A 21,598-nucleotide genomic window follows, 5' to 3' on the forward strand; every position below is an offset into this window, starting at 1 on the left:
GTAAGAGATACATGCAGAACATCAGATGGGCAGTTCTTGGAACCGGAGTGATTGCAAATGAAATGGCCGTGGCCTTAAAGAAAAACGGGCGAAACATCGATGCGGTGGGTAACAGAACCCATGAGAAAGCGGTTGCATTTGCAGAAAAATATGGGATAAAAAAGGTATATGATAATTATAATGACATGTTTACAGACCCGGATATTGATGTAATCTATATCACAACTCCCCATAATACCCATATTAATTTTATGCGCAGGGCAATTGAGAATGGAAAGCACATTCTGGTCGAAAAATCTATCACCTTAAACAGCCGGGAACTGGATGAGGCAATTGCTCTGGCGGATAAAAAGGGTGTTGTCATAGGTGAGGCCATGACGATTTATCATATGCCGATTTATAAAAAGCTTAAAGAGATTCTTGAGTCAGGGAAACTTGGAAAGGCGAATCTGATCACTATGAATTTTGGAAGCTTCAAAGAATATGATATGAACAACCGCTTTTTTAATAAAAACCTGGCAGGAGGTGCCATGCTGGATATCGGGGTGTACGCGCTTTCCTTTATTCGGTGGTTTATGGATTCCAAGCCGGATCAGCTTTTATCCCAGGTAAAACCGGCACCTACAGGAGTGGATGAACAGGCAGGATTGCTGCTGATGAATCAGGAAGGCCAGATGGCATCTGTCATGTTGTCGCTGCATTCCAAGCAGCCGAAAAGAGGCATGGTATCCTGTGAAAAGGGATATATAGAAATCATGGAATATCCGAGAGCCTGGGAAGCGAGAATCACCTATACAGATTCCGGAGAAACGGAAGTGATTCAGACCGGTGAGCATGCAGATGCGCTGGCCTATGAGCTGGCGGATATGGAGAAAGCCATCCGTGGGGATGCAGAATGCATGCATTTGGATTATACAAAAGATGTGATGGATATGATGACGGAATTCAGAAAAGAATGGGGATTTCAGTATCCGGAGGAGATGTAAATTATGGTACGAAAACACATCTTTTTTTCAGGTGATGTCCAGGGCGTCGGCTTCCGCTACCGCTCCTTTTATATCGCCCAGTCCCTTGGCCTGGCCGGCTGGGTGGAGAACCTGTGGGACGGAAGAGTGGAGATGGAAGTGCAGGGAAGCGAAGCTTCCATTCGGGAAATGTTAGATCGGATTCAGCAACAGAGATGGATCAACGTGGCGGATATGGAGATCACAGAGATTCCCTGTGAAGAAGAACGGGGATTTAAGATAAGATAAAAACGAGGGGGATGTTACTATGTTTATCAATTTTTCCAATCATCCAAGCAAACTTTGGGCAGAGGAAGAGAGAAATGCGGCTCTTCAGTATGGCACGATTGAGGATCTGGCCTTTCCGCAGGTTCCGGAAGGCGCAGTCTAATCACTGGCTAAGCCAGTGGTCATGATTTGCATTACCAGAGCTAATTCCATTTTTTGATGTATAAAAATACAGAAGAATGACATAAAATATGTAAATTTTCACTTGGATTTTACGCATTCTATGGTACACTAATATGGTATATCAAAAAATGGGAGGAAGACTCAAAAATGAGCAAAAAAGAAGAAAAAGGGCTAAAGTCCTTTAACAAGGGATTCCAAGTGCCAGATACCTACATTATCATCTTTTTAGTAGTTGTTATCGCAGCACTTCTGACATTTCTTGTACCAAAGGGATTTTACGAAACACAGGATATTTCATATATGATCAATGGTGTTGAGAAAACCCGTACAGTAATCAAGGACGGAAGTTTCCAGTATCTGACAGATGATGCAGGAAATGTAGTAACAGAAGGAGTAGCACTCTTTAGCGGAGATGGTGGAACAGGATTCTTCAACTATATGTATAACGGAATCGTAAATAGTTCTGCAATCGAGATTATCGCATTCCTTATGGTAGTAGGTGGTGCATTTGGTATCATGATCCGTACAGGTGCGATTGAATCTGGATTGATCGGATTGATCCGTAAGGCCAAGGGAGCAGAAAAACTACTGATTCCGATACTTTTCGTACTGTTTTCTCTTGGTGGAGCAGTTTTCGGAATGGGAGAAGAAGCGCTTCCGTTTACTATGATTCTTTGTCCGTTGTTTGTAGCAGTTGGATATGATTCAGTTATCGCAGTTCTTGTTACTTATGTTGCCACACAGATTGGTTTCGGTTCATCTTGGATGAATCCGTTCTCTGTAGGCATTGCACAGGGTATTGCAGGTATTGACGTATTCTCCGGTGCAGGATTCCGTATGGTAATGTGGGTCGTATTTACAGCACTCGGCTGTGGAATGACTATGTTCTATGCATCAAAGATTAAAAAGAATCCGACAATCTCAATCGCATATAAGACGGATTCATATTTCCGTGAGCAGAATGAAACAACAGGAATTGACGAAGGACATTCATTTGGTCTTGGACACATTTTAGTCCTTCTGACACTGGCTGTTACAGTAGTATGGGTAGTTTGGGGAGTTATGACTCAGGGATACTACATGCCGGAGATTGCAACACAGTTCTTTATTATGGGAATTGTTTCCGGTGTGTTTGGAGTTATCTTTAAACTGAATGATATGAAACTGAATGATATTGCAACATCTTTCAAAGATGGAGCAAAAGACCTGATCGGTGCTGCCCTTGTCGTTGCTATGGCACAGGGAATCATGCAGGTTCTTGGTGGTTCTGATCCGACAACACCTACAGTTATTAATACAATTATGTATAATATTTCAAATGCATTGTCTGGAGTTTCCGGAGCAGTTGCAGCCGTACTTATGTATCTGTTCCAGTCCGTATTTAACTTCTTCGTTGTATCCGGAACAGGACAGGCTGCCATCACAATGCCGATCATGGCTCCGCTGTCAGACCTGTTAGGTGTTTCGCGTCAGACAGCTGTAGTTGCATTCCAGCTTGGTGATGCATTTACAAACCTGATTGTTCCTACATCCGGATGCTTGATTGGATCTCTTGCAATTGCAAAGATTGAGTGGTCTAACTGGATTAAATTCATGTGGAAATTCCTTGGTGTCTTAATGATTGGTGCAATCATTACAGTTCTTGTTGCAGTTGGAATTGGATTCTAAAATATGTATTTTATCTCAGTCGAGAAGACTCCCACCTCTTTTGGTGGCGAGTAATAGTAAATTTGTCTCAGTGGGAGTGATTTGTGATGAAATTAATTCAGAATATTGATGTTTATGCTCCACAGCATCTGGGGAAAAAAGATGTACTTATAATCAATGATAAGATTGTTAAGATGAAAGATGCGGGTTCTATATCCGCAGACGGATTTCTTTCTGAGGCAGAAAGGATCAATGGAGAGGGGCTACTTTTAACTCCGGGATTCATTGATAGTCATGTTCATGTACTCGGAGGTGGTGGCGAAGGCGGATTCGCCAATCGTACTCCGGAAGCAACCATGGAAGGACTTACGAAGTTTGGAGTGACAACCGTTGTTGGCTGCCTTGGAACAGATGGAATCGGTCGTGATATGTGTGCACTGGTTGCAAAGACAAAAGGATTGAATGAGCAGGGAATGTCTGCATACTGTTATACCGGAAGTTATCAGATTCCGGTCCGCACGTTGACTGACAGTATTGTGAAAGATATTATGATGATTCAGGAAATCATTGGAACGGGAGAAATCGCGATCTCTGATCATCGTTCTTCACAGCCGACTTTCGAGGAATTTGCACGTGTCATTGCGGATACAAGGATTGGTGGTGTTCTTTCCGGGAAAGCTGGCATTGTAAATGTTCATCTGGGCGATAGTCCGAGATGCTTAGATCTGATTGAACGAGTAGTCGATGAGACAGAGATACCGGCAACTCAAATACTGCCAACACATATCAATCGAAATGAGATGCTTTTTGGCAAGTCGATTGAGTATGCACTGAAAGGCGGAGCAGTAGACTTTACTGGAAATGAAGATATTGACTATTGGGAAACTATCTGTGATGAGGTACGTGTATGTAATGGTATCAAACGGATGTTAGATTCAGGAGTAAATCCTGACCGCATAACAATTTCTTCTGACGGGCAGGGAAGCCTTCCGATGTACAGTAGTGATGGCAAATTCCTTGGAATGGGCGTTGGACAGTCCAGCTGCCTTCTGAAGGAAGTAAAGGAATGTGTATTTAAAACAGAAATTCCTTTAGAAATAGCAATTTCTACAATTACATCGAATCCAGCAGATATTCTTTGTCTTAAGGGAAAAGGTAAGGTTGAAGAGGGCTATGATGCGGATCTTTGTATTCTCGACCAGGAACTTCAGCTTGTTGAAGTGATTGCAAAAGGGAATACAGTTTATAAAAAATAAAGGATATCAGATGTGAGAAGCATCAGTCACTTAGTTGGCTGGTGCTTTTTTGCGTGCTTATACAGTTGATAAAATGATAACCTTGCATAAAAAGAGATGCTGTCTGCTGGTAGAATTAAAAAGAAAAAAAGTTGTTGACATACACCACAAATATAATAACAATTCTAAATGTTTGAATTATAATTATTCTATATGATAGAAGAAGGAGATAAATAATAAATGGATGATTCCTTTCACTACTTGGGAGAGTTATTCTTTTATCTATTTAAGCGACCAGCTTAAGGCAAAGTTGACGGTATATCGGACGTTTTGTCCGAAACCATAGCCTGCTCCCTTCTTTTACATACGACAGTATGCCTGAGATACCTTTAGCCAGCCGATAATAGCTGAAATGGATTTTTTCTTTTATAGGGTCTGCTTTCTGTATGATTGCAACCTTCAGGGCATGCGTTTCTGATTTCATGGACATATGTGCCAGAAATGCCATGCACAGGGGAATATAAAAATTTAGGGCATTGATTGCAGTGAGCTTCCTTACGCGGAAGTTTTCAAACTGAAACATCTGCTTTTTTAGAGGTTTCTGGGCTTTGTGCTTGCAAAATGCTTGCAGTAAGTAAAATTTCTTATAATTTGAAAATACCAAGATGAAAATATCAATGAAAATATCAAGGAAAGAAATCTCTTGACATTTCCCACCAACATGCCTAAAATAATAAACAGATTGCATACATGAAATCAATCAAACCAAACAAACAAACCAAAAGCTATGATCGTGTTCTATAAGATACTGTTTCCGGTCAGAGAGAAGAGGTCAGCGGCTGTGAGCCTTTTCCCGTTCAGACAGATATCCGAATTTCCCACGGGAGCTGCATTGCTGAAATTTAGAGTAGGCATTGCCGTCTGGTGTACGTTACATACCGGAAAGTGTCTGTGGCAGACGAAAAAATGACCTGCCGACAGGAAGCTGGGTGGTACCGCGGTATAGATATGATCGTCCCTTTGCACGTTTTGTGCGAAGGGATTTTTTTATGTCATGTCGCAAGCGACCGCGCGAGACGCCCGAATGTGCCAGAGAACATCCTTTATGCACAAATTCGTGTCCACAAGTTAAAGCAATATCAAGATAAAAAGCAACAAAAGTAATAGAAGGAGAGAAATCATGCAGGATTTAAAAGAACTGAATGAAGTGATCACTGCGATCAAAGAGGAAATCCGCCAGGGTGCGGATGCTCTGACGACTTCCAAGAGTGTCTATGAGTTTAAGAAGACCTTTCTGGATAATAAGCAGGGCAGAATTGGTCTGCTGATGAAAGAAATGCGTAATGTTGCCAATGATCAGAAAGCGGAATTTGGTAAGACAATCAACGGCGCCAAGGAGTGGGCAAACAATTTCTTTGACGAGCTGGATCAGAAATTAAAGGAGAAAGAGCAGCAGCAGCGCTATGAATCAGAGAAGATTGATATTACGATGCCGCCGGTTAAAATCCGTTACGGCAAGCTGCATCCGGTTACGACGGTCCGCAATCAGCTGACGGATATCTTCACCTCTATGGGATTTGAGGTATATGAGGGAACCGAGATCGAGACCGATTATTATAACTTTACGGCTTTAAATACACCGCAGGATCATCCGGCACGCGATATGCAGGATACATTCTACCTGTCTCCGGAGTTCTTGCTCCGTACCCAGACATCGGCTGGACAGGTTCATGTCATGGAAGCGAAAAAACCGCCGATCAAGGTTGTTTCCCCGGGTAAGGTATTCCGTTCTGATGATGATGCGACCCATTCTCCGATGTTCAGCCAGATGGAAGGCCTGGTTGTTGATGAGGGCATCACCCTGTGTGATTTAAAGGGTATGCTGGATATGTTTGTTCAGAGAATTTTCGGTGAGCAGACAAAAACGAGACTTCGTCCGTCCTATTTCCCGTTCACGGAGCCGTCTGTCGAGGTCGATGTAAGCTGCTTCCAGTGCGGCGGAAAGGGCTGCCGTCTGTGCAAGGAAACTGGCTGGATCGAGGTTCTCGGCGCTGGTGTGGTAAATAAGAAGGTACTGGAAAACTGTGGCATTGATTCCAATAAATACAGTGGATTCGCATTCGGATTGGGTCTGGAGCGTATCGCAATGCTGAAATACGGCATCAACAACATCAAGATGCTTTTTGAGTCTGATCTGCGTGTGCTGGATCAGATCGATGACTGATCAGGACAGGAGGATTAGAAATGCTTGTACCGTTAAGCTGGTTAAAAGATTATGTAGATATTAATATTTCCGCAGATGAGCTGGAGAAGAAGCTTTTTGACTGTGGATTTGAGGTAGAAGAAAAATGGCAGGTTGGCAAGGATATCAGCGGCATCGTCGTTGGTTATGTTGACTCCTGTGAGCCGATTCCGGAAACACATCTTCATGTGTGCCAGGTCAATGTAGGTGGTCCGGAACTCTTACAGATCTGCTGTGGCGCTGACAATGTAAAAGCTGGTGGAAAATTCCCAGTTGCCATGATTGGCGCGAAAGTATATGCAACTGCAAAAGACCATGTGACAATCGAGGGCGTGGCTACCATTAAAAAGGGTAAATTGAGAGGTTATGAGTCCCAGGGTATGCTGTGTTCCGGTACCGAGCTTGGCTTAAACGAGGATCTGTATCCGGGTGCTGGTTACAACGGATTGCTGGTTCTGCCGGAGGATGCGGAAATTGGTTCGGATGTCAAAGAGCTGACCGGCTTAAATGACTGGATCTTCGATGTTTCTATCACGGCAAACCGTCCGGACTGCCAGAGTATTTTTGGTTTGGCAAGAGAGGTTGCCGCCGCACTGGGCGAGCCGCTCAAGACACCGGCACTGGATTACACTGAGACAGAAATTGAGAAAGAAGGCTTCAATGTAACGGTAGAGGCACAGGATCTTTGCCCGCGTTACATTGCACACTATGTATATGACGTAAAATTGGGTCAATCCCCGGCATGGATTAGACGACGTCTGGCTTTGGTAGGGAATAATTCCATTTCCAATATTGTTGATATTACAAACTATATCATGCGTGAGTTAGGTCAGCCGCTTCATGCGTTTGACTGCGATTATCTGGAGGGCAATGCGATCAACGTAAGACGCGCGGCCGAGGGCGAGAAGATCGTGACGCTGGATGAGAAAGAATTTACCTTAAATCCGAACAATCTGGTTATCTGCGACGGCAAAAAGCCGGTAGCACTTGCCGGAATCATGGGTGGTTTAAATTCTGAGATCCGTGATACCACGACGGAAGTGATGTTTGAGGCAGCTAAATTTGCCCGTGACAACATCCGCAGAAGCTCCCGTGCATTAGGACAGGGATCCGACGCGAGCCAGCGATATTCTAAGGGGGTCGATGAGTACACAACTGAGATGGCGATGAAACGTGTCCTGCACCTGGTTGAGGAGCTGGGAGTTGGTAAGATTTCCAAGACCCATAAAAATGTAAATACCGGAAACTCCTTAGAGCCGACTACCTTCAAGACAAGTGTTAAGAAGGTAAACGCTGTTCTGGGTATTACCGTTCCGAACGAGGATATTTTACGCATCCTGACTGGCTTAAACTTCCAGCCGGAGATCAACGGCGACGAACTGACCATGCATTTCCCGGCATACCGCGAGGATATGGAAGATTATCCGGATGTTGCCGAGGAAGTAATCCGTATGTACGGCTACGATCACATCACATCGACCTTCATGCCGAGTGCTAAGGTGACGATCGGTGGAAGCAACCTGCGTCAGAGAACAATTCTGAAAGTAAAGAGAACGCTGTGCAGTGTTGGCGCATTTGAGGGAATCCACTATTCCTTCTTCTCCCCGTCGGATCTGGATGAAATGGGATTTGCAGAGGACGCGCCAGAGCGCAGGGCGATCCGCATCATGAATCCGATCAACGAGGATCTGTCCCTGATGAGAACAACACTGGCACCGCAGATGATTCATGCGATGGGACGCAACCAGAAGAGAGGCATCTTCGAGGGACGTATCTTCGAGATTGGAAATGCATTTATTCCGAAGTCCCTGCCTCTGACGGAATATCCGGAAGAGCGAGAGACGCTGTGCATCGGTGCATTTGGCAAGGAAGAGTCCTTCTTTACCTTAAAGGGAATGGCAGAGGCAGTTGCCGATGTTTTAAATATTACTTTTAACTATGAAAAAGCAGAGAAACCGTTCCTGCATCCGTATCAGACCGCAGCGATCTTCTGCGAGGGCGAGGAGATTGGTTACCTCGGTAAGGTAAAATATGAGATCATGAAGGAAGAGGCAATGCGCGAAGATGCGTATGTGTTGGAGATCAGCATGAAAGCGCTGGAGAAATGGTATGGAAAAGCCAAAGTATTTGAGCCGCTTCCAAAATTCCCGGAGGAAAAACGTGATCTGGCGCTGGTTATGGACAAAGACATCACCTGCGGACAGGTTGAGGGCTGTATCCGCGAGGCTTGTGCTTACGTTAAGGATGTTAGCCTGTTCGACGTATACGAGGGCAGACAGATCGCAGCCGATAAGAAATCGATGGCATTTACCGTTCTCTTCACTCCGAAGGAAGAGGCGTTCAAGGCAGATACCGTTGACGGATATGTCAAGAAAGTGCTGAAACAGCTGAATAAGACGTATGGAATTGAGCTGAGAAGCTGATTTTGAAGGAAAGAAAAGGCTGCTGTCCAGAGAGAGAAAATTTGGACGGCAGTCTTTTTGTGTAATAGGAAATTCCTTGGAATTCCCTATTACACAAAAAGGCACTAACGTGCCAATGATGCGCACTCGCGCGAAGCAGAAACATGTCGCAAGCGACCGCGCTCGGCGCGAGAATGTGCCAAGGCACATTCTTTTTCACGTTCATAAAATGTTCACAAAAAATGTTTGATGATAAGTTTGATTACGCTTCATTTTCTATTCGTATAATCACAATATCATTTAATTTCAAAACCATATTTTTCTGCGGAAGCACCGACAGATCATCGCGCAGCACTAGAAATATCTTGATATTCTGCTCTTCTTCCATCTCTTCAATGGTTTTTCCGGCATATCGTTTATCGACGAAAACCTCGGCAATTTCCTGAATATCCGCGTCCTTCATGCTGGACAGGCTGCTCTTGCGCTGGTACTGTTCGACGAAACCGGCGCTGATGATACCGGTTGGGATCGCGACGGCACCGACTCCGAGGTAGGCGATGCAGATCGCCATCACGCGCCCAAGCGTTGTGACCGGGTAAATATCGCCGTAACCGACGGTCAGAAGTGTGGACATACTCCACCAGATACCGCTGAATGCATTGCGGAAAATATCCGGCTGAGCGTTGTGCTCGACACTATACATGCACATGCTGCTCGCCAGCATCAGCACCATGACGATAAACACAGAGGAAATGATCTGGTTCCGTTTTTCATAGAGTACGGTGGTAATGATGTTGAACGAGTCATATTTCGCATTGAGCCGGAACAGATGGAAAATCCGCGCCACGCGCAGCATACGGAAAATGATGAAGCCCGACAGAAAAAAGACAGGGATGATCGTCAGCAGATCCACCACTCCATCAAAGGAAATGAGAAAGCAGAACCGGGCGCGTCCCGGTGTTTTTTCTGGATAGAGATAGTCGGCAGTCCAGATGCGCAGCGCGTATTCAATACAGAAAATCAGGACACTGGCATGTTCCAGCATGGTAAACAGACCACCGAAGGATGTTAATTGATCGAATGTTTCCAGAAACGTGACAATGATATTGCAGATGATCGTGAAGGTGATGAAAATATCGAATGCACGGCTGATACGGTTGCTCTTGTCGCCGATCTGGATGATGTTAAATATTTTTTCTTTCATAGTGGATATTTTTATAATAATTTTTGGGTGAATGTGTTTCCCTGTTGGTATAAAAGAGGGGGGTATCTCAGTCGAGAAGATTCCTACCTCTTCAGGAGGTGAGTAATAGCAAATTTGTCTCAGTGGAAGCCTTGTCTCCGACTGAGATAAACGCTCCGCGAGGATGCGCAGTGATCCTGATAGGAATATGTCAGCTTCGCTGACCAGGATCACGCGCCAAGTCTCACGGACGTTCGACTTGAATATAGTTGCAGATATTATTATTGTATCATTTTCAGGCATCCCTTGCAATCTTTCTGGTGTCTGGGTATAATTTCCGTAGGTAATTTAAAAAGGTAAAATGCTTTGTTTAGAACGGTCGCATTTAAATATAGAAGGTGCCGTATAATAGCAAGCATGCTCACAAAGGAGGAATAAGATGCTGTTTATTTATTATCCAAAATGCAGTACCTGCCAGAAAGCGAAAAAATGGCTGGATGCACAGGAAATTTCATATACAGAGCGCCATATCGTGGAGGAAAATCCGACGTATGAGGAATTGAAGAAGTGGCAGGCGAGAAGCGGGCTGCCGATCAAGAAATTTTTCAATACGAGCGGGATGCTATATAAGGAAATGCAGTTAAAGGATAAGCTGCCGCAGATGAGCGAGGACGAACAGTTGAAGCTGCTTGCCACCAATGGGATGTTGGTAAAACGCCCTGTCATTGTGGATGGAGATACTGTTTTAACAGGATTTCGGGAGAAGGAATGGGAAGAGAAGCTGCGGTGATGGACTGGGAGCAGAAGTTTCCTTTCTTACGTGAAAAAGGACACGTGGTCTCGCTGATTGGCGGAGGCGGAAAGACGACGCTTCTGTATGCGCTGTCGGCGTACTGCACGGCGAAGGGATGGCGGGTGCTGACGACGACGACGACGCATATTCGGAAGCCGGTAAATGTGCCGTGGATTGCGGTAAATGAGGAAGAAAAGACTGCTTCGCTAGAATGTGAATCTAGTGAGTGTAAAACGTCTGTCGGTATAAAATGTGTGTGTGAAAATACCGCGTGGGAGAATGCCGGAAAAGAGCGCGATCGTCTCTGGCAGCAGGGAACCTACGTCGTAGCCGGAACCCCAGCCCCACACGAAAAATTGACAATTCTGCCAGAATCGATTCGAAGCGAGTGGATTTCGGATGCAGATATCACATTTCTGGAGGCGGATGGCGCGAAATGTCTTCCGTGTAAATTTCCGGCGGCGCATGAGCCGGTGATACTGCCGCAGAGCGATATCGTGCTGGCGGTCGCGGGGCTGAGTGCCCTGTATCGTCCGCTGGGGGAGGTGTGCTTCCGGGCGGAGCTGGCGATTGAGGCGTGGAACAGGGATGTGTGTGAGTATGGGGACGCAGCTTATCCCAAAGAAGGAAAAAGGCTGCTCAAAGAAGTGCCTATTTCGAAAGATACGTCTTTGACCCCAGAACTTCTGGCATGGCTTCTTGGTAGCGAAAACGGTGCCAGAAAAGATATATCGGGGCGTTCGTTTTTTGTGGTTCTAAACCAGGCGGACACGTCGGAGCGCCGGGAGGATGGCAGAAAGGTACTGGATATCCTGAAACATAGCTACGGAATTCAGGGAATTTTAACTTCCTTTTCAGGACCAGAACGAAATCAGGAGTGAGAGAGATGAGTGAGAAAAAGGATATCGTATTTTGTACGGGCGGAGGCTGTACGGCAAAGCTGGGAGCCGGTGTTTTAAGCCGCATTTTGGAAAAACTACCGCGCGGCGAGAAGGATCCGAATCTTTTAGTCGGATATGACAGCCGGGACGATGCGGCAGTGTATCAGGTCACGGAGGATCTGGCGCTGGTGCAGACGGTTGATTTCTTCCCGCCGATGGTGGACGATCCGTATATTTTTGGACAGGTTGCAGCGGCAAATGCGCTGAGCGACGTGTACGCGATGGGCGGTGAGGTCAAGACGGCGCTGAATCTGGTGTGTTTTCCGGAATCAATGGATTTGAATGTTCTGGGACAGATTTTACAGGGCGGCGCGGAGAAGGTGGCAGAAGCAGGCGGCATTCTCGCGGGCGGTCACTCGATCGCGGACACGGGCGTGAAATACGGTTTGTCCGTGACGGGACTGGTAAATCCGAAAAAGCTGTACGCCAATGATGCCGGGCAGCCGGGCGACCGCCTGATTTTGACAAAGGCATTGGGGGTTGGGCTGATTTGTTCGGCAAACCGCGTCGGAGAAGTGACAAAAGAGCAGATGGACGGGGCGGTACAGTCGATGACGACGCTCAATAAAACAGCGGCGGAAATCAGCCGGAAGTACACGGTTCACGCGTGCACAGATGTGACTGGGTTTGGTTTTCTGGGGCATCTGCATGAAATGATGGGGCGCGGGCTGTCGTGCGAGATTGATGTGAACCATATTCCGGTGCTTCCGGGCGCACGTGAGTCGGCAGATGCGTTTTTATACACGGCGGCAGGACAGAGAAACCGCAACCATGTCGGGGCGGCGGTGCAGTTTGAAAATGTACCGTTTTCAATGGAAGAGGTCTTGTTTGACCCGCAGACCTCCGGCGGACTTCTGATGGCAGCTGCCCCGGATGAGGCGGAGAAACTGGAACAGGAGCTGCAGAACGCCGGGCTTCCGGCGCGGATCGTGGGAACGATCACGGAACCGGGAGAGATTGAAATTTTTGTACGAGGATAGGAGGAAACAGAAATGAAGAAAGTAGATGCAAGAGGAGACGCATGCCCGATTCCGGTCGTAAAGGCAAAACACGCGATAGAGGAACTTTCGGGTGCCGGACAGGTGGAAGTGCTGGTGGATAATGAGATTGCAGTTCAGAATCTGACGAAAATGGCAGAGCAGAAGGGCTATCAGAGCAGTGCAAAGAAGCTGGCGGATCAGGAATATCAGGTTATCTTTACGGTGGGTGAACAGACAGAAGAGGAAAAAGCACAGGCAGGAGCCGGATGCGAAGCCTGTATTCCGGACAGCCGTACCGATACCGTGGTTGTGATTGCCAATGATAAGATGGGCGAGGGCAGTGAGAAACTTGGAAAGACGCTTTTGAAGGCATTTACATTTGCCCTGACCCAGCAGGACAACTTGCCGAAAACCATTCTTTTCTATAACGGCGGAGCCAGTCTGACCTGTGAAGGATCTCCGATGCTGGAGGATCTGAAGACACTGGAGGCAGAAGGTGTGGAGATCCTGACCTGCGGCACCTGCCTGAATTTCTATGGTCTGACCGAGAAGCTGGCAGTCGGCGGTGTAACCAACATGTATGTCATCGCTGAAAAAATGCTGGGCGCTGGAAATGTGGTAAAACCATGATTTATATGGACAATGCGGCGACTTCGCTTCAAAAGCCGCTGCAGGTGGAACAGGCAGTCCTTGAGGCGCTTCGTACCGCAGGAAATCCGGGGCGCGGCGCGCATGAGGCAACCTTACATGCTTCAAGACTGGTGTACGGGGCACGTGCGGCAGCAGCAGAATTGTTCGATGCGGAAGATGCGTCGCGGATTGCCTTTACGGCAAACGCAACGGAGGCGCTGAACATAGCCATTTCCGGGCTGATTCGTCCGGGCGATCACGTGATCACGACGGTCTGTGAGCATAATTCGGTGCTGCGCCCTCTTTACCGTCTGCGTGATCAGGGAGCGACGCTTAGTTTTGTGGGTGTGGATGCGCGTGGAAATCTAAAATATGAAGAGTTGGAAGCATTTCTGCGCCCAGAGACGCGTGCGGTGGTAATTACCGGCGCGTCCAACGTGACAGGAAATGTGACGGATCTTTCCTATATTTCTTCGTTTGTTAAACGGAATGGACTGCTTCTGATTGTGGATGCGTCGCAGACTGCAGGGGAAGAACTGTTTTCCGTGCAGAAGCTCGGAATCGACGTGCTCTGTTTTACCGGGCATAAGGCGCTTCTGGGACCACAGGGAACCGGCGGGCTGTATGTGAAGCCGGGACTTTCGGTGGAACCGCTTCTGGTTGGCGGCAGCGGCATTCACAGTTATGATGAACACCATCCGAAGGAAATGCCAACGGCACTCGAAGCCGGGACGCTCAATGTCCATGGTCTGGCGGGGCTGGCCGCAGGCATCCGTTACCGGATGGATCAGGGGATCGAGAAATTGCAGAAACGGGAGCGGGATTTAACACGCCGTTTTTACGAACAGGTGAAGGAAATTCCGGGCATCATTGTGTATGGAGCTCCGGCGGAAAAATGTCATGCGCCGATCGTCTCCCTCAACTTTGCCGGGGAAGATTCGGCACGTGTGGCGGATGCACTCTGGGAAGAATACGGCATCTGCGTCCGCGCGGGGGCACACTGTGCGCCGCTCATGCACCGGGCGATTGGAACGGTCGGTCAGGGAGTGGTGCGGTTCAGTTTTTCGCATTTTAATACGGAAGAGGAGATTGAGAGGGCAGCAGAAGCAGTTCGGGCACTGGCAGAGGAAGCGTAGGGGAGAAATTGGTAGTATGAGAGAAAAACATCCATTTATCGTACTGTCCTTTCAGACAACTGTGGCGGCGATGGAATGGGAAAAACGATGTATGGAAACGGGCATTCCGGGACGTTTAATTCCACTTCCGAGGGAGATTTCTGCCGGCTGTGGTCTTGCGTGGCGGATGCGTCCGGAAGAGTGGGAGCAGTGGAGCGGACGGATAGACACTTCTGTTTATGATAAGGTGTCGTGTGTGTGGCAGTAAAAAGAATTACTCTAAAAGCAGAAAACACAATCAAAAAATTATTTGAAGAAGAAGCTGCATAAACAGGTAATGGAAATAATAGTAGCAAAAGTGAGATAGGAGAAGGCATCCTCATGAAACGAGATGATTTAATTATTGTGCGCGGCGGCGGTGACCTGGCAACTGGGACGATTCATCGGCTCTGGGCGGCAGGGCTTCGTGTGCTGGTGCTGGAGATTGAAAATCCGGCGGCGATCCGGCGACAGGTAGCTCTGTGTGAGGCGGTTTATACAAAAACAACTGGGGTCGAGGGGCTTCGTGCTGTCCGGATTGATCGATATGAGGAGGCAGAAGCGGTCTGGCAGGAAAATAGCGTGCCGATTTTGATTGATCCGAAAGGCGTGTCGATTGGAGCGCTGAAACCGGCTGTTGTGATCGATGCGATTCTGGCAAAGCGAAATCTTGGAACTCGCCGGGATATGGCACCGCTCACGATTGCACTTGGTCCGGGCTTTACGGCAGGTGAGGATGTGGATGTTGTGGTGGAGACAAAGCGCGGTCACCGGCTTGGGCGAATTATCCGCGAGGGTGCGGCAATCCCGAATACGGGGATTCCGGGCGTGATCGGTGGATACGGTGCAGAGCGGGTGATTCACGCGCAGGCAGCGGGTATTTTCAAAAATGTGCGTGTGATCGGTGATATCGTCGAAGCCGGAGACACGCTCGCGGAGATTTGGCAGGAGGACGGAACGAAACTTCTGGTTCAGACACAGATCACGGGCATTCTGCGAGGACTTTTGCGGGATGGTTATCGGGTGACGGAACATTTCAAGGTAGCAGATGTCGATCCGAGAAAAGAGGAACTTTCCAACTGTTTTCTGATCTCGGACAAGGCGAGATGTATCGCGGGAAGTGTACTGGAGTTGGTGTGTGCGCAGTTATGGAAGTAAAAGAGAGACTATAGCAATAGTTCCTTTGAGAAAAATTCTAAGAAACTTCGTCCTATGACACAAAAATGCTCCGCGGAAAAGCACGGCGAACTATAAAGACGCTGTGCCTTCCGGGGTTTCTTCCCCTTCATTTGCTTCCTCCATGGTGACAATCGGCTGGATGGTCTCATCGGTGTAGCGGACGCGCAGAACTGCCTGCGGCCAGTTAAGCTTAATGAGAGCTGTTTTCTGCCGTTCTTTTCCGGCTTTTTCGATTAGGTCGAGCAGTTCACGCAGAACTTCCTTTGTCAGATAGCCGCCGCGCCAGTGAAACGTCAGTGTTTTTCCTTTTTTGGCCGCCTGTAAGGAGCGCTTGTAAACGTCCTCCTGTTTGGTAAAGGAGAGCTTCTTTTCTTTATAATAGAAATGGTCGCTGTCCGTGCAGGCAGGCGCCGGGGCGATGAGCGGTTCGTGGTCGCGGAAGATCGCCTTGTCGTCGAGATTGAAGTAATCGTAGCGGATTTCCTCGCCGGTCTGGAGGCATTTGCCGAGACTGTTGTCGAAGGTAGCGTCCAGATGGTAGTACGTTTTCCCGATCTTGACGATGTTCCAGGTATGGCGGTATTTGATGCCCTTTTCAGGGTTATTGCCGCAGAGCGCGATCATGCACCAGATGCCGAGCGTATCACAAAGAATTTTGACCGATTTGGCGATGCCCTCGCAGACGCCGACGCCCTGTCCCAGAGGTCCGATGATCTCATGGGAGTAGGGCTTTTTTAATTTGTCATAGTGAACGTGTTCGCAGATAAAATCGTGGATATAGCGTTCTTTTTCCAGTTCAGTCAGCCTCATTGCTGGGCGGGCAAGTTTTTCGACGCGGGCGCCCATCGCTTTCTGATGTTCGCGGATCTTGCCCTTGTCAAAGAGGTATTCCGGTATCAGGATCAGATTCGGGGAATCTGGGTAATACTTATATTTAAAGCCGGAAGCCCAGAAAATCTCCGGGTGATCGAGCCGCAGTTCAAAAAATACATTGCTTAAATCCTTTCCCTCCAGGCGCGGAATCTGAAATTCGTCGGAGAGATTGGTAAGCCCCTGCTGCATGGCGCGGTAGGCGGCTTGCTGGTTCTTGTTCATGTGATTATAGTAAAATGGTTCCATTTTGATATTCCTTTGTAACTCTTTATATTTTAGTGTGATTCAGCCGCTTTCTCAATCTGCCCGGATTCCGGGTCAAACCAGACGCGATCGCCCTCATTGATTCCGGCATCATAGAGTGCCTGATCCGCGGTGCGTATCGTGTATTCTGGATGCTCTGAGAGGTTTGCATTTTCAGTTGTGTCCAGCAGACGGACACAGACCATCGTTTCCTGTCCGTCCGGGCGTTCTTCACAGCCAAAATCGGCTTCGTATATTTCTAAAACCCGGCAAAGACGCGGGAATGTTTGATTGCTGTTCATTGTGTATATGCCTCATTCCATGGGAAAATTCCTGTTTTTGTCTTTTTAATTTTAGCAGAAGATGATAAGGCAGGCAAGTAGAGATGAAGGGAGGGGAAAAAAATAAATTAAATGCGAAGCCACGGCAAATTCCGTTACTGGGCATGATGCGTGAACAGTAAGGATGGGGCGGCTGGGAAGAAAAGCGGGAGGGGGAGAAATTTGAGGAGAAAATTGCCGGCAGATACTTGTAATTCTAATAAAAACAGGTAGAATAGAAGCTGTCTATGTCCTCGGGAGACGGACATAAAAGTTACAATCACGGGGGTTATAAGTAAATGGCAAAAAAGAAAAACAGCTTCAGCGGTTCGCTGGGGTTTGTGCTGGCAGCAGCCGGAAGTGCCGTCGGTGTAGGAAATATCTGGCGTTTTCCGTATTTATGTGCGAAAGACGGAGGCGGACTGTTCCTGCTGGTGTATCTGGTGCTGGTGGCGACATTTGGATTTGTACTTCTGACGACGGATGTGGCGATCGGCAGAAGAACGAAGGAGAATGCGCTGCAGGCGTTTGGAACGCTGCATCCGAAGTGGAAGTTTGTCGGATACCTGACGTTTCTGGTTCCGATGTTAATTATGACGTATTATTCGGTCATCGGCGGATGGATCACGAAATATTTCTTTGAGTATTTGACGACATCCGGCAGGGATGTGGCGGAGGACGGATATTTTACATCGTTTATCACGGAAAAGAATGCGCCGCTGATTTTCACGGGAATCTTTCTGGCGCTCACAATCTGGGTTGTATACAGAGGTGTGGAGAAGGGAATTGAGAAATTTTCCTGTTTTATCATGCCGGGACTGATCCTGTTAGTCATCGGAATCGCGATTTTTTCATTGACGCTTTCCTACACGGACGCGGATGGGACGGTCCGGACGGGAATACAGGGATTCCTCGTCTACGTGCGCCCGGATTTTACGGGACTGACGGTAAGAGGATTTCTGGAAGTACTGCTGGATGCGATGAGCCAGCTCTTTTTCTCACTGAGTGTGTCGATGGGAATTATGGTAACATATGGTTCTTATGTCAAAGATGAGATCGATTTGAACAAGGCGACCAATCAGATTGAATTTTTTGATACAGGTGTGGCGCTTCTGTCTGGTATGATGATTATTCCGGCGGTCTTTGTATTTTTAGGACGCGATGGCATGGCGTCCGGTCCGAGTCTGACCTTTATTTCGCTTCCAAAGGTATTTCAGGCGATGGGCGGCGCCGGTCATATCGTGGGACTTGCATTTTTCCTGATGCTTGGCTTTGCGGCGCTGACATCCTGCGTTTCTGTCATGGAAACGCTGGTTGCCAACTGCATGGAAGTGTTTGGAAAGACGAGAAAACAGATGTGTGTGATGGTCGGAATCTATTCCCTGATCACGGCGGTTCTCATTTGTCTGGGCTACAATGTTCTGTATTTTGAGTTGAAGCTGCCGAACGGTTCCACCGGACAGCTGCTTGATGTGATGGATTATATCAGCAACAGCTTCCTTATGCCGATCATTTCCTTCTTAACCAGCATCCTGATCGGATGGGTGGTCGGACCGAAGTGGATCGTGGAAGAAGTCGAGAAAAATGGGGAACATTTTTCAAGAGCAGGTATGTACAGCTTCTTAATCCGGTATATTGTGCCGGCTGTCATGCTGGTTCTTTTCCTGGTATCGACCGGGTTTATTAATATGCTGTAATGAAAAATGGTTTTAGCCGATTTTCACGGAAAGTGCGAGAATTGGTTAAAACCTTTTTTATAGAAAAATGCGTCCCATTATTCCTCACGGTCATCCGACTCGATCTCATAGGTATATCCGGCATTTTCGATCGCCTGAATTGTATCCTTGATGCCCTGTCCGCCTGCTTTTTTTATAGGATTCAATAAAAACAGGAGTCCGTTCGGAATAAAACCTATTAAAGATGTAGGAAAATAGAAACTATTAAAACCGATTTTATCATTTTTACCGGCTAGTGTCAACTTATAAAAATGTAAAAGTTTACAATCAAAACTGGACAATATATCGATTTTTTGCTATGATAAGCTAGTTAGAAAAAACTAACTTGCAGGGAACGTGAAAACGCAGTAAATTAGGTGCATAGGTGTGAAAGCTAGGCAGCCTGATTGGATAGAGTGGAGAAACAATGCAGTATTTGTGGATAAATCCGGTTTCTGCCGGGATGTGTGAGGAAGATTCGCTGAAGCGTTTTTTAGAACGGCATGGTCTGACGCGGGTCGAGTGCCGGGGCGATTGGGGACGGATCGTCCGGGAAAGATATGAAGCTAGTCTGCGGGCGGGAGTGACGCTTGCGGATGCGCGCTGTCCGGAGGCGGTTCGGCTGCTTGAAGAGATACAGAAGGAGCCGGAAAACGAATCTGGAATTGAAAACCTGAAAGTTGCCCCGATCGAGCCGATTTTACTTCACTGTGCGCGGGAATTAAGCACGCGTCCGGATCTGGCGGATGGGGAGAAGATCATCACGACGCCATGCCAGAGTCTTGCGGTGCTTGGAAATTCGCTGGGATTTGAGAATACGCGGTTTATCGCATGGAATCGTCTGGCAGGCGGTGAGGTGCGCGTCCGGGCGATCGAAGACAGCCCGATTCCGCCGGGGTATTTTGCGGGAATCTGCCGGAAAGATGGACAGGCGGCGAAGGTAGAGAGTGTCAGCAGTCCGGAGAAAATCCGGGCATATGTGGAGAGCGGAAGCTGGAAGCAGGCGGATCTGCTGGAACTTTTGTATTGTAAGGATGGATGCCATCACGGGGATGGCGTGCAGACAGAGTGAGAGAAATCTGCGGTTCATGGAAAACGCTTGAGGAAGCGGAAAATGCATGAATTGCGGCAAAAGAATGGGAAGAATGAAAGAAACGAAGAAATTCAAGGATAATTGGCAGAAATACTTCGGTCCGGCGCTGGGAATCGGAGCGGTATTTCTGATCTGGTGTTTGGTCTGCCGCATGGAGATGGTCAGTGCGTATGTGCTGCCGTCCCCGGCGCGGGTGTGGATGAGCTTTTTAAAAATGGTGAAAACCGGGGAACTGTGGGGGGATATTTCAATCAGTTTCCTGCGTGTCATGAAGGGATTTGCGATTGCGTTCCTGTTTGCCTTTGTGCTGGGAATGTTCCGGGCGCTGTTTCCGGGCAGCAGCGTTTACTATGAGTATATTGTGCAGTTTTTCCGCAATGTCCCGCCGCTCAGCATGATTCCGCTGTTGATTCTCTGGTGCGGAATCGGAGAGATGACGAAGACGGTGATTATTGTGCTGGCGTCCTTTTTCCCGATGTACTTAAATATCGTGAAGGGATTTACCGGGTGCGATTCGAAACTTCTGGAAGTGGGCGATATGTTCGGCTACTCGAAGCGCCGCAAATTTTTCCGCATCATTCTGCCCTATGCGATGGCAGATATTCTGGTCGGAATGCGGATCGGGCTTGGCTATAGCTGGCGCGCCATTATCGGTGCGGAGATGGTGGCGGCGTCCACCGGGCTTGGACATATGATTTTATTTGCGCAGCAGATGTCGCGGACCGACAAGGTGATCGTGGGGATTCTGGCGATCGGGGCAGTCGGATATGTGACGGACCGCCTGTTTGGATGGATGATAGGATTTGTGCTGAAAGGATCCGGGGAAAATGGCTGGAATTGAACTGATTGATATTCATAAAACATACCTGGTGGATAACCGGGAGATTCCCGTTTTAAACGGGATCAACCTGTTGCTTCCGGCGGGGAGAATCACCGTGATTCTGGGGCAGAGCGGATGCGGGAAAACGACGCTTCTGCGGCTGACCGGAGGACTGGAGACGGCGGACAGCGGAGAGATCTGCTGGGAGAGCGCCCACAAGACGGCATTTGTCTTTCAGGAACCGCGCCTCATGCCGTGGTTGACCGTCTGGGAAAATGTGGTGTTCGGGCTTTCAAAAAAGGAGACAGATCCGGGGAAAATAGAGGCGGTTATCCGCACGGTCGGATTATCTGGATTTGAAAAAGCATATCCGGCACAGCTCTCCGGCGGAATGCAGCAGCGGGCGGCGATCGCGCGGGCGCTGGCGTATGAGCCGACCTTTATCATGATGGATGAGCCGTTTGCCGCACTAGACTATTTTACAAGGGAACAGATGCAGAAAGAGCTTCTGCGCGTCCAGCAGGAGCGCAGTGCGAGCATTCTGTTTGTGACGCACAGCATCGATGAGGCACTGATTCTGGGAAGCCAGATTGCGGTCATTGAAAAGGGCATGGTCAAGGCGCTCTATGAGGTCAAGGCGCCGCAGGAAGAGAGGAATCTTTTGGAGGAGGAGATGATAACCCTGAAAAGGGATATTATAAATAATTTACATTTTATTTAGAGGAGGAACGAT

At 47.8% G+C, this 21,598-nt stretch carries 21 protein-coding genes; 18 read left to right on the forward strand and 3 right to left on the reverse strand.

Annotation, left to right across the window (positions count from 1 at the left end; translation table 11 throughout):
- Window positions 1-11 precede the first annotated feature (11 nt).
- The 7 genes from PG862_RS09020 (at window position 12) to pheT (ending at window position 8,962) form a co-directional block, all read left to right on the forward strand.
- Entirely contained in the window at window positions 12-986 is a 975-nt protein-coding gene (locus tag PG862_RS09020) for a Gfo/Idh/MocA family protein (RefSeq protein ID WP_270707183.1), read from the forward strand.
- Between the two features lie 3 nt (window positions 987-989).
- On the forward strand, window positions 990-1,253 hold the full coding sequence (locus tag PG862_RS09025; RefSeq protein ID WP_182426641.1) for an acylphosphatase: 264 nt from the start codon (window positions 990-992) through the stop codon (window positions 1,251-1,253).
- A 19-nt stretch (window positions 1,254-1,272) separates the two neighbouring features.
- Window positions 1,273-1,395: a hypothetical protein gene (locus tag PG862_RS09030; protein ID WP_270707184.1), complete on the forward strand. Its 123-nt coding sequence runs from the start codon at window positions 1,273-1,275 to the stop codon at window positions 1,393-1,395.
- Window positions 1,396-1,562: 167 nt separating this feature from the next.
- Complete coding sequence (gene yfcC, locus PG862_RS09035) at window positions 1,563-3,083, forward strand: putative basic amino acid antiporter YfcC (protein ID WP_118468203.1); 1,521 nt, start codon at window positions 1,563-1,565, stop codon at window positions 3,081-3,083.
- Between the two features lie 86 nt (window positions 3,084-3,169).
- On the forward strand, window positions 3,170-4,318 hold the full coding sequence (iadA, locus tag PG862_RS09040; RefSeq protein WP_270707185.1) for a beta-aspartyl-peptidase: 1,149 nt from the start codon (window positions 3,170-3,172) through the stop codon (window positions 4,316-4,318).
- A gap of 1,159 nt (window positions 4,319-5,477) precedes the next feature.
- Window positions 5,478-6,521 carry a phenylalanine--tRNA ligase subunit alpha gene (gene pheS, locus PG862_RS09045; protein WP_117796200.1) on the forward strand — a complete coding sequence of 348 codons (1,044 nt, stop codon included), beginning with the start codon at window positions 5,478-5,480 and terminating at the stop codon, window positions 6,519-6,521.
- A 20-nt stretch (window positions 6,522-6,541) separates the two neighbouring features.
- Window positions 6,542-8,962 (forward strand): phenylalanine--tRNA ligase subunit beta, encoded by a 2,421-nt coding sequence (pheT, locus tag PG862_RS09050; protein WP_270707188.1) that lies wholly within the window; start codon window positions 6,542-6,544, stop codon window positions 8,960-8,962.
- Window positions 8,963-9,203: 241 nt separating this feature from the next.
- On the opposite strand, the gene PG862_RS09055 is transcribed toward pheT, so the two are convergent.
- The gene (locus PG862_RS09055) at window positions 9,204-10,145 is read right to left on the reverse strand and encodes an ion transporter (protein ID WP_022359086.1); all 942 of its coding nucleotides are present in this window, start codon (window positions 10,143-10,145) and stop codon (window positions 9,204-9,206) included.
- 418 nt (window positions 10,146-10,563) lie between these two features.
- On the opposite strand from PG862_RS09055, the gene PG862_RS09060 reads away from it, so the two are divergent.
- From PG862_RS09060 to yqeB, 7 genes are all read left to right on the forward strand, one after another.
- The gene (locus tag PG862_RS09060) at window positions 10,564-10,914 is read left to right on the forward strand and encodes an arsenate reductase family protein (protein WP_022359085.1); all 351 of its coding nucleotides are present in this window, start codon (window positions 10,564-10,566) and stop codon (window positions 10,912-10,914) included.
- Window positions 10,893-11,798 (forward strand): selenium cofactor biosynthesis protein YqeC, encoded by a 906-nt coding sequence (gene yqeC, locus PG862_RS09065; RefSeq protein WP_270707189.1) that lies wholly within the window; start codon window positions 10,893-10,895, stop codon window positions 11,796-11,798. Before PG862_RS09060 ends, yqeC begins: the two co-directional genes overlap by 22 nt.
- 5 nt (window positions 11,799-11,803) lie before the next feature.
- Window positions 11,804-12,838 (forward strand): selenide, water dikinase SelD, encoded by a 1,035-nt coding sequence (selD, locus tag PG862_RS09070; protein ID WP_118524517.1) that lies wholly within the window; start codon window positions 11,804-11,806, stop codon window positions 12,836-12,838.
- Between the two features lie 12 nt (window positions 12,839-12,850).
- Window positions 12,851-13,468, forward strand: a complete 618-nt coding sequence (gene yedF / locus PG862_RS09075) for a sulfurtransferase-like selenium metabolism protein YedF (protein ID WP_270707190.1) — start codon at window positions 12,851-12,853, stop codon at window positions 13,466-13,468.
- On the forward strand, window positions 13,465-14,604 hold the full coding sequence (locus tag PG862_RS09080; RefSeq protein WP_270707191.1) for an aminotransferase class V-fold PLP-dependent enzyme: 1,140 nt from the start codon (window positions 13,465-13,467) through the stop codon (window positions 14,602-14,604). The genes yedF and PG862_RS09080 overlap by 4 nt, the downstream gene beginning before the upstream one ends.
- Before the next feature lie 16 nt (window positions 14,605-14,620).
- Complete coding sequence (locus PG862_RS09085) at window positions 14,621-14,851, forward strand: DUF3343 domain-containing protein (RefSeq protein ID WP_118491640.1); 231 nt, start codon at window positions 14,621-14,623, stop codon at window positions 14,849-14,851.
- A 113-nt stretch (window positions 14,852-14,964) separates the two neighbouring features.
- Window positions 14,965-15,780 carry a selenium-dependent molybdenum cofactor biosynthesis protein YqeB gene (yqeB, locus tag PG862_RS09090; RefSeq protein ID WP_270707192.1) on the forward strand — a complete coding sequence of 272 codons (816 nt, stop codon included), beginning with the start codon at window positions 14,965-14,967 and terminating at the stop codon, window positions 15,778-15,780.
- A gap of 90 nt (window positions 15,781-15,870) precedes the next feature.
- On the opposite strand, the gene PG862_RS09095 is transcribed toward yqeB, so the two are convergent.
- Both PG862_RS09095 and PG862_RS09100 read right to left on the reverse strand, forming a co-directional pair.
- Window positions 15,871-16,920, reverse strand: a complete 1,050-nt coding sequence (locus PG862_RS09095; protein WP_270707193.1) for a transglutaminase domain-containing protein — start codon at window positions 16,918-16,920, stop codon at window positions 15,871-15,873.
- Window positions 16,921-16,949: 29 nt separating this feature from the next.
- Window positions 16,950-17,219, reverse strand: coding sequence for a hypothetical protein (locus PG862_RS09100; RefSeq protein ID WP_118570193.1), 270 nt, complete (start codon window positions 17,217-17,219; stop codon window positions 16,950-16,952).
- A gap of 317 nt (window positions 17,220-17,536) precedes the next feature.
- Here PG862_RS09100 and PG862_RS09105 point away from each other — a divergent pair, with 317 nt between their 5' ends.
- The 4 genes from PG862_RS09105 to PG862_RS09120 all read left to right on the forward strand — a co-directional run bounded on the left by PG862_RS09105 (window position 17,537) and on the right by PG862_RS09120 (window position 21,586).
- Complete coding sequence (locus PG862_RS09105) at window positions 17,537-18,934, forward strand: sodium-dependent transporter (RefSeq protein ID WP_118293483.1); 1,398 nt, start codon at window positions 17,537-17,539, stop codon at window positions 18,932-18,934.
- Window positions 18,935-19,379: 445 nt separating this feature from the next.
- Complete coding sequence (locus tag PG862_RS09110) at window positions 19,380-20,024, forward strand: hypothetical protein (RefSeq protein WP_270707194.1); 645 nt, start codon at window positions 19,380-19,382, stop codon at window positions 20,022-20,024.
- Window positions 20,025-20,070: 46 nt separating this feature from the next.
- Complete coding sequence (locus tag PG862_RS09115) at window positions 20,071-20,886, forward strand: ABC transporter permease (RefSeq protein WP_243022450.1); 816 nt, start codon at window positions 20,071-20,073, stop codon at window positions 20,884-20,886.
- Window positions 20,873-21,586: an ABC transporter ATP-binding protein gene (locus PG862_RS09120; RefSeq protein WP_270707195.1), complete on the forward strand. Its 714-nt coding sequence runs from the start codon at window positions 20,873-20,875 to the stop codon at window positions 21,584-21,586. The genes PG862_RS09115 and PG862_RS09120 overlap by 14 nt, the downstream gene beginning before the upstream one ends.
- The last annotated feature ends 12 nt before the right edge of the window (window positions 21,587-21,598 follow it).

It is taken from the genome of Clostridium fessum (genome assembly GCF_027698965.1).
GTDB classification, from domain to species: Bacteria; Bacillota; Clostridia; order Lachnospirales; family Lachnospiraceae; genus Otoolea; species Otoolea fessa.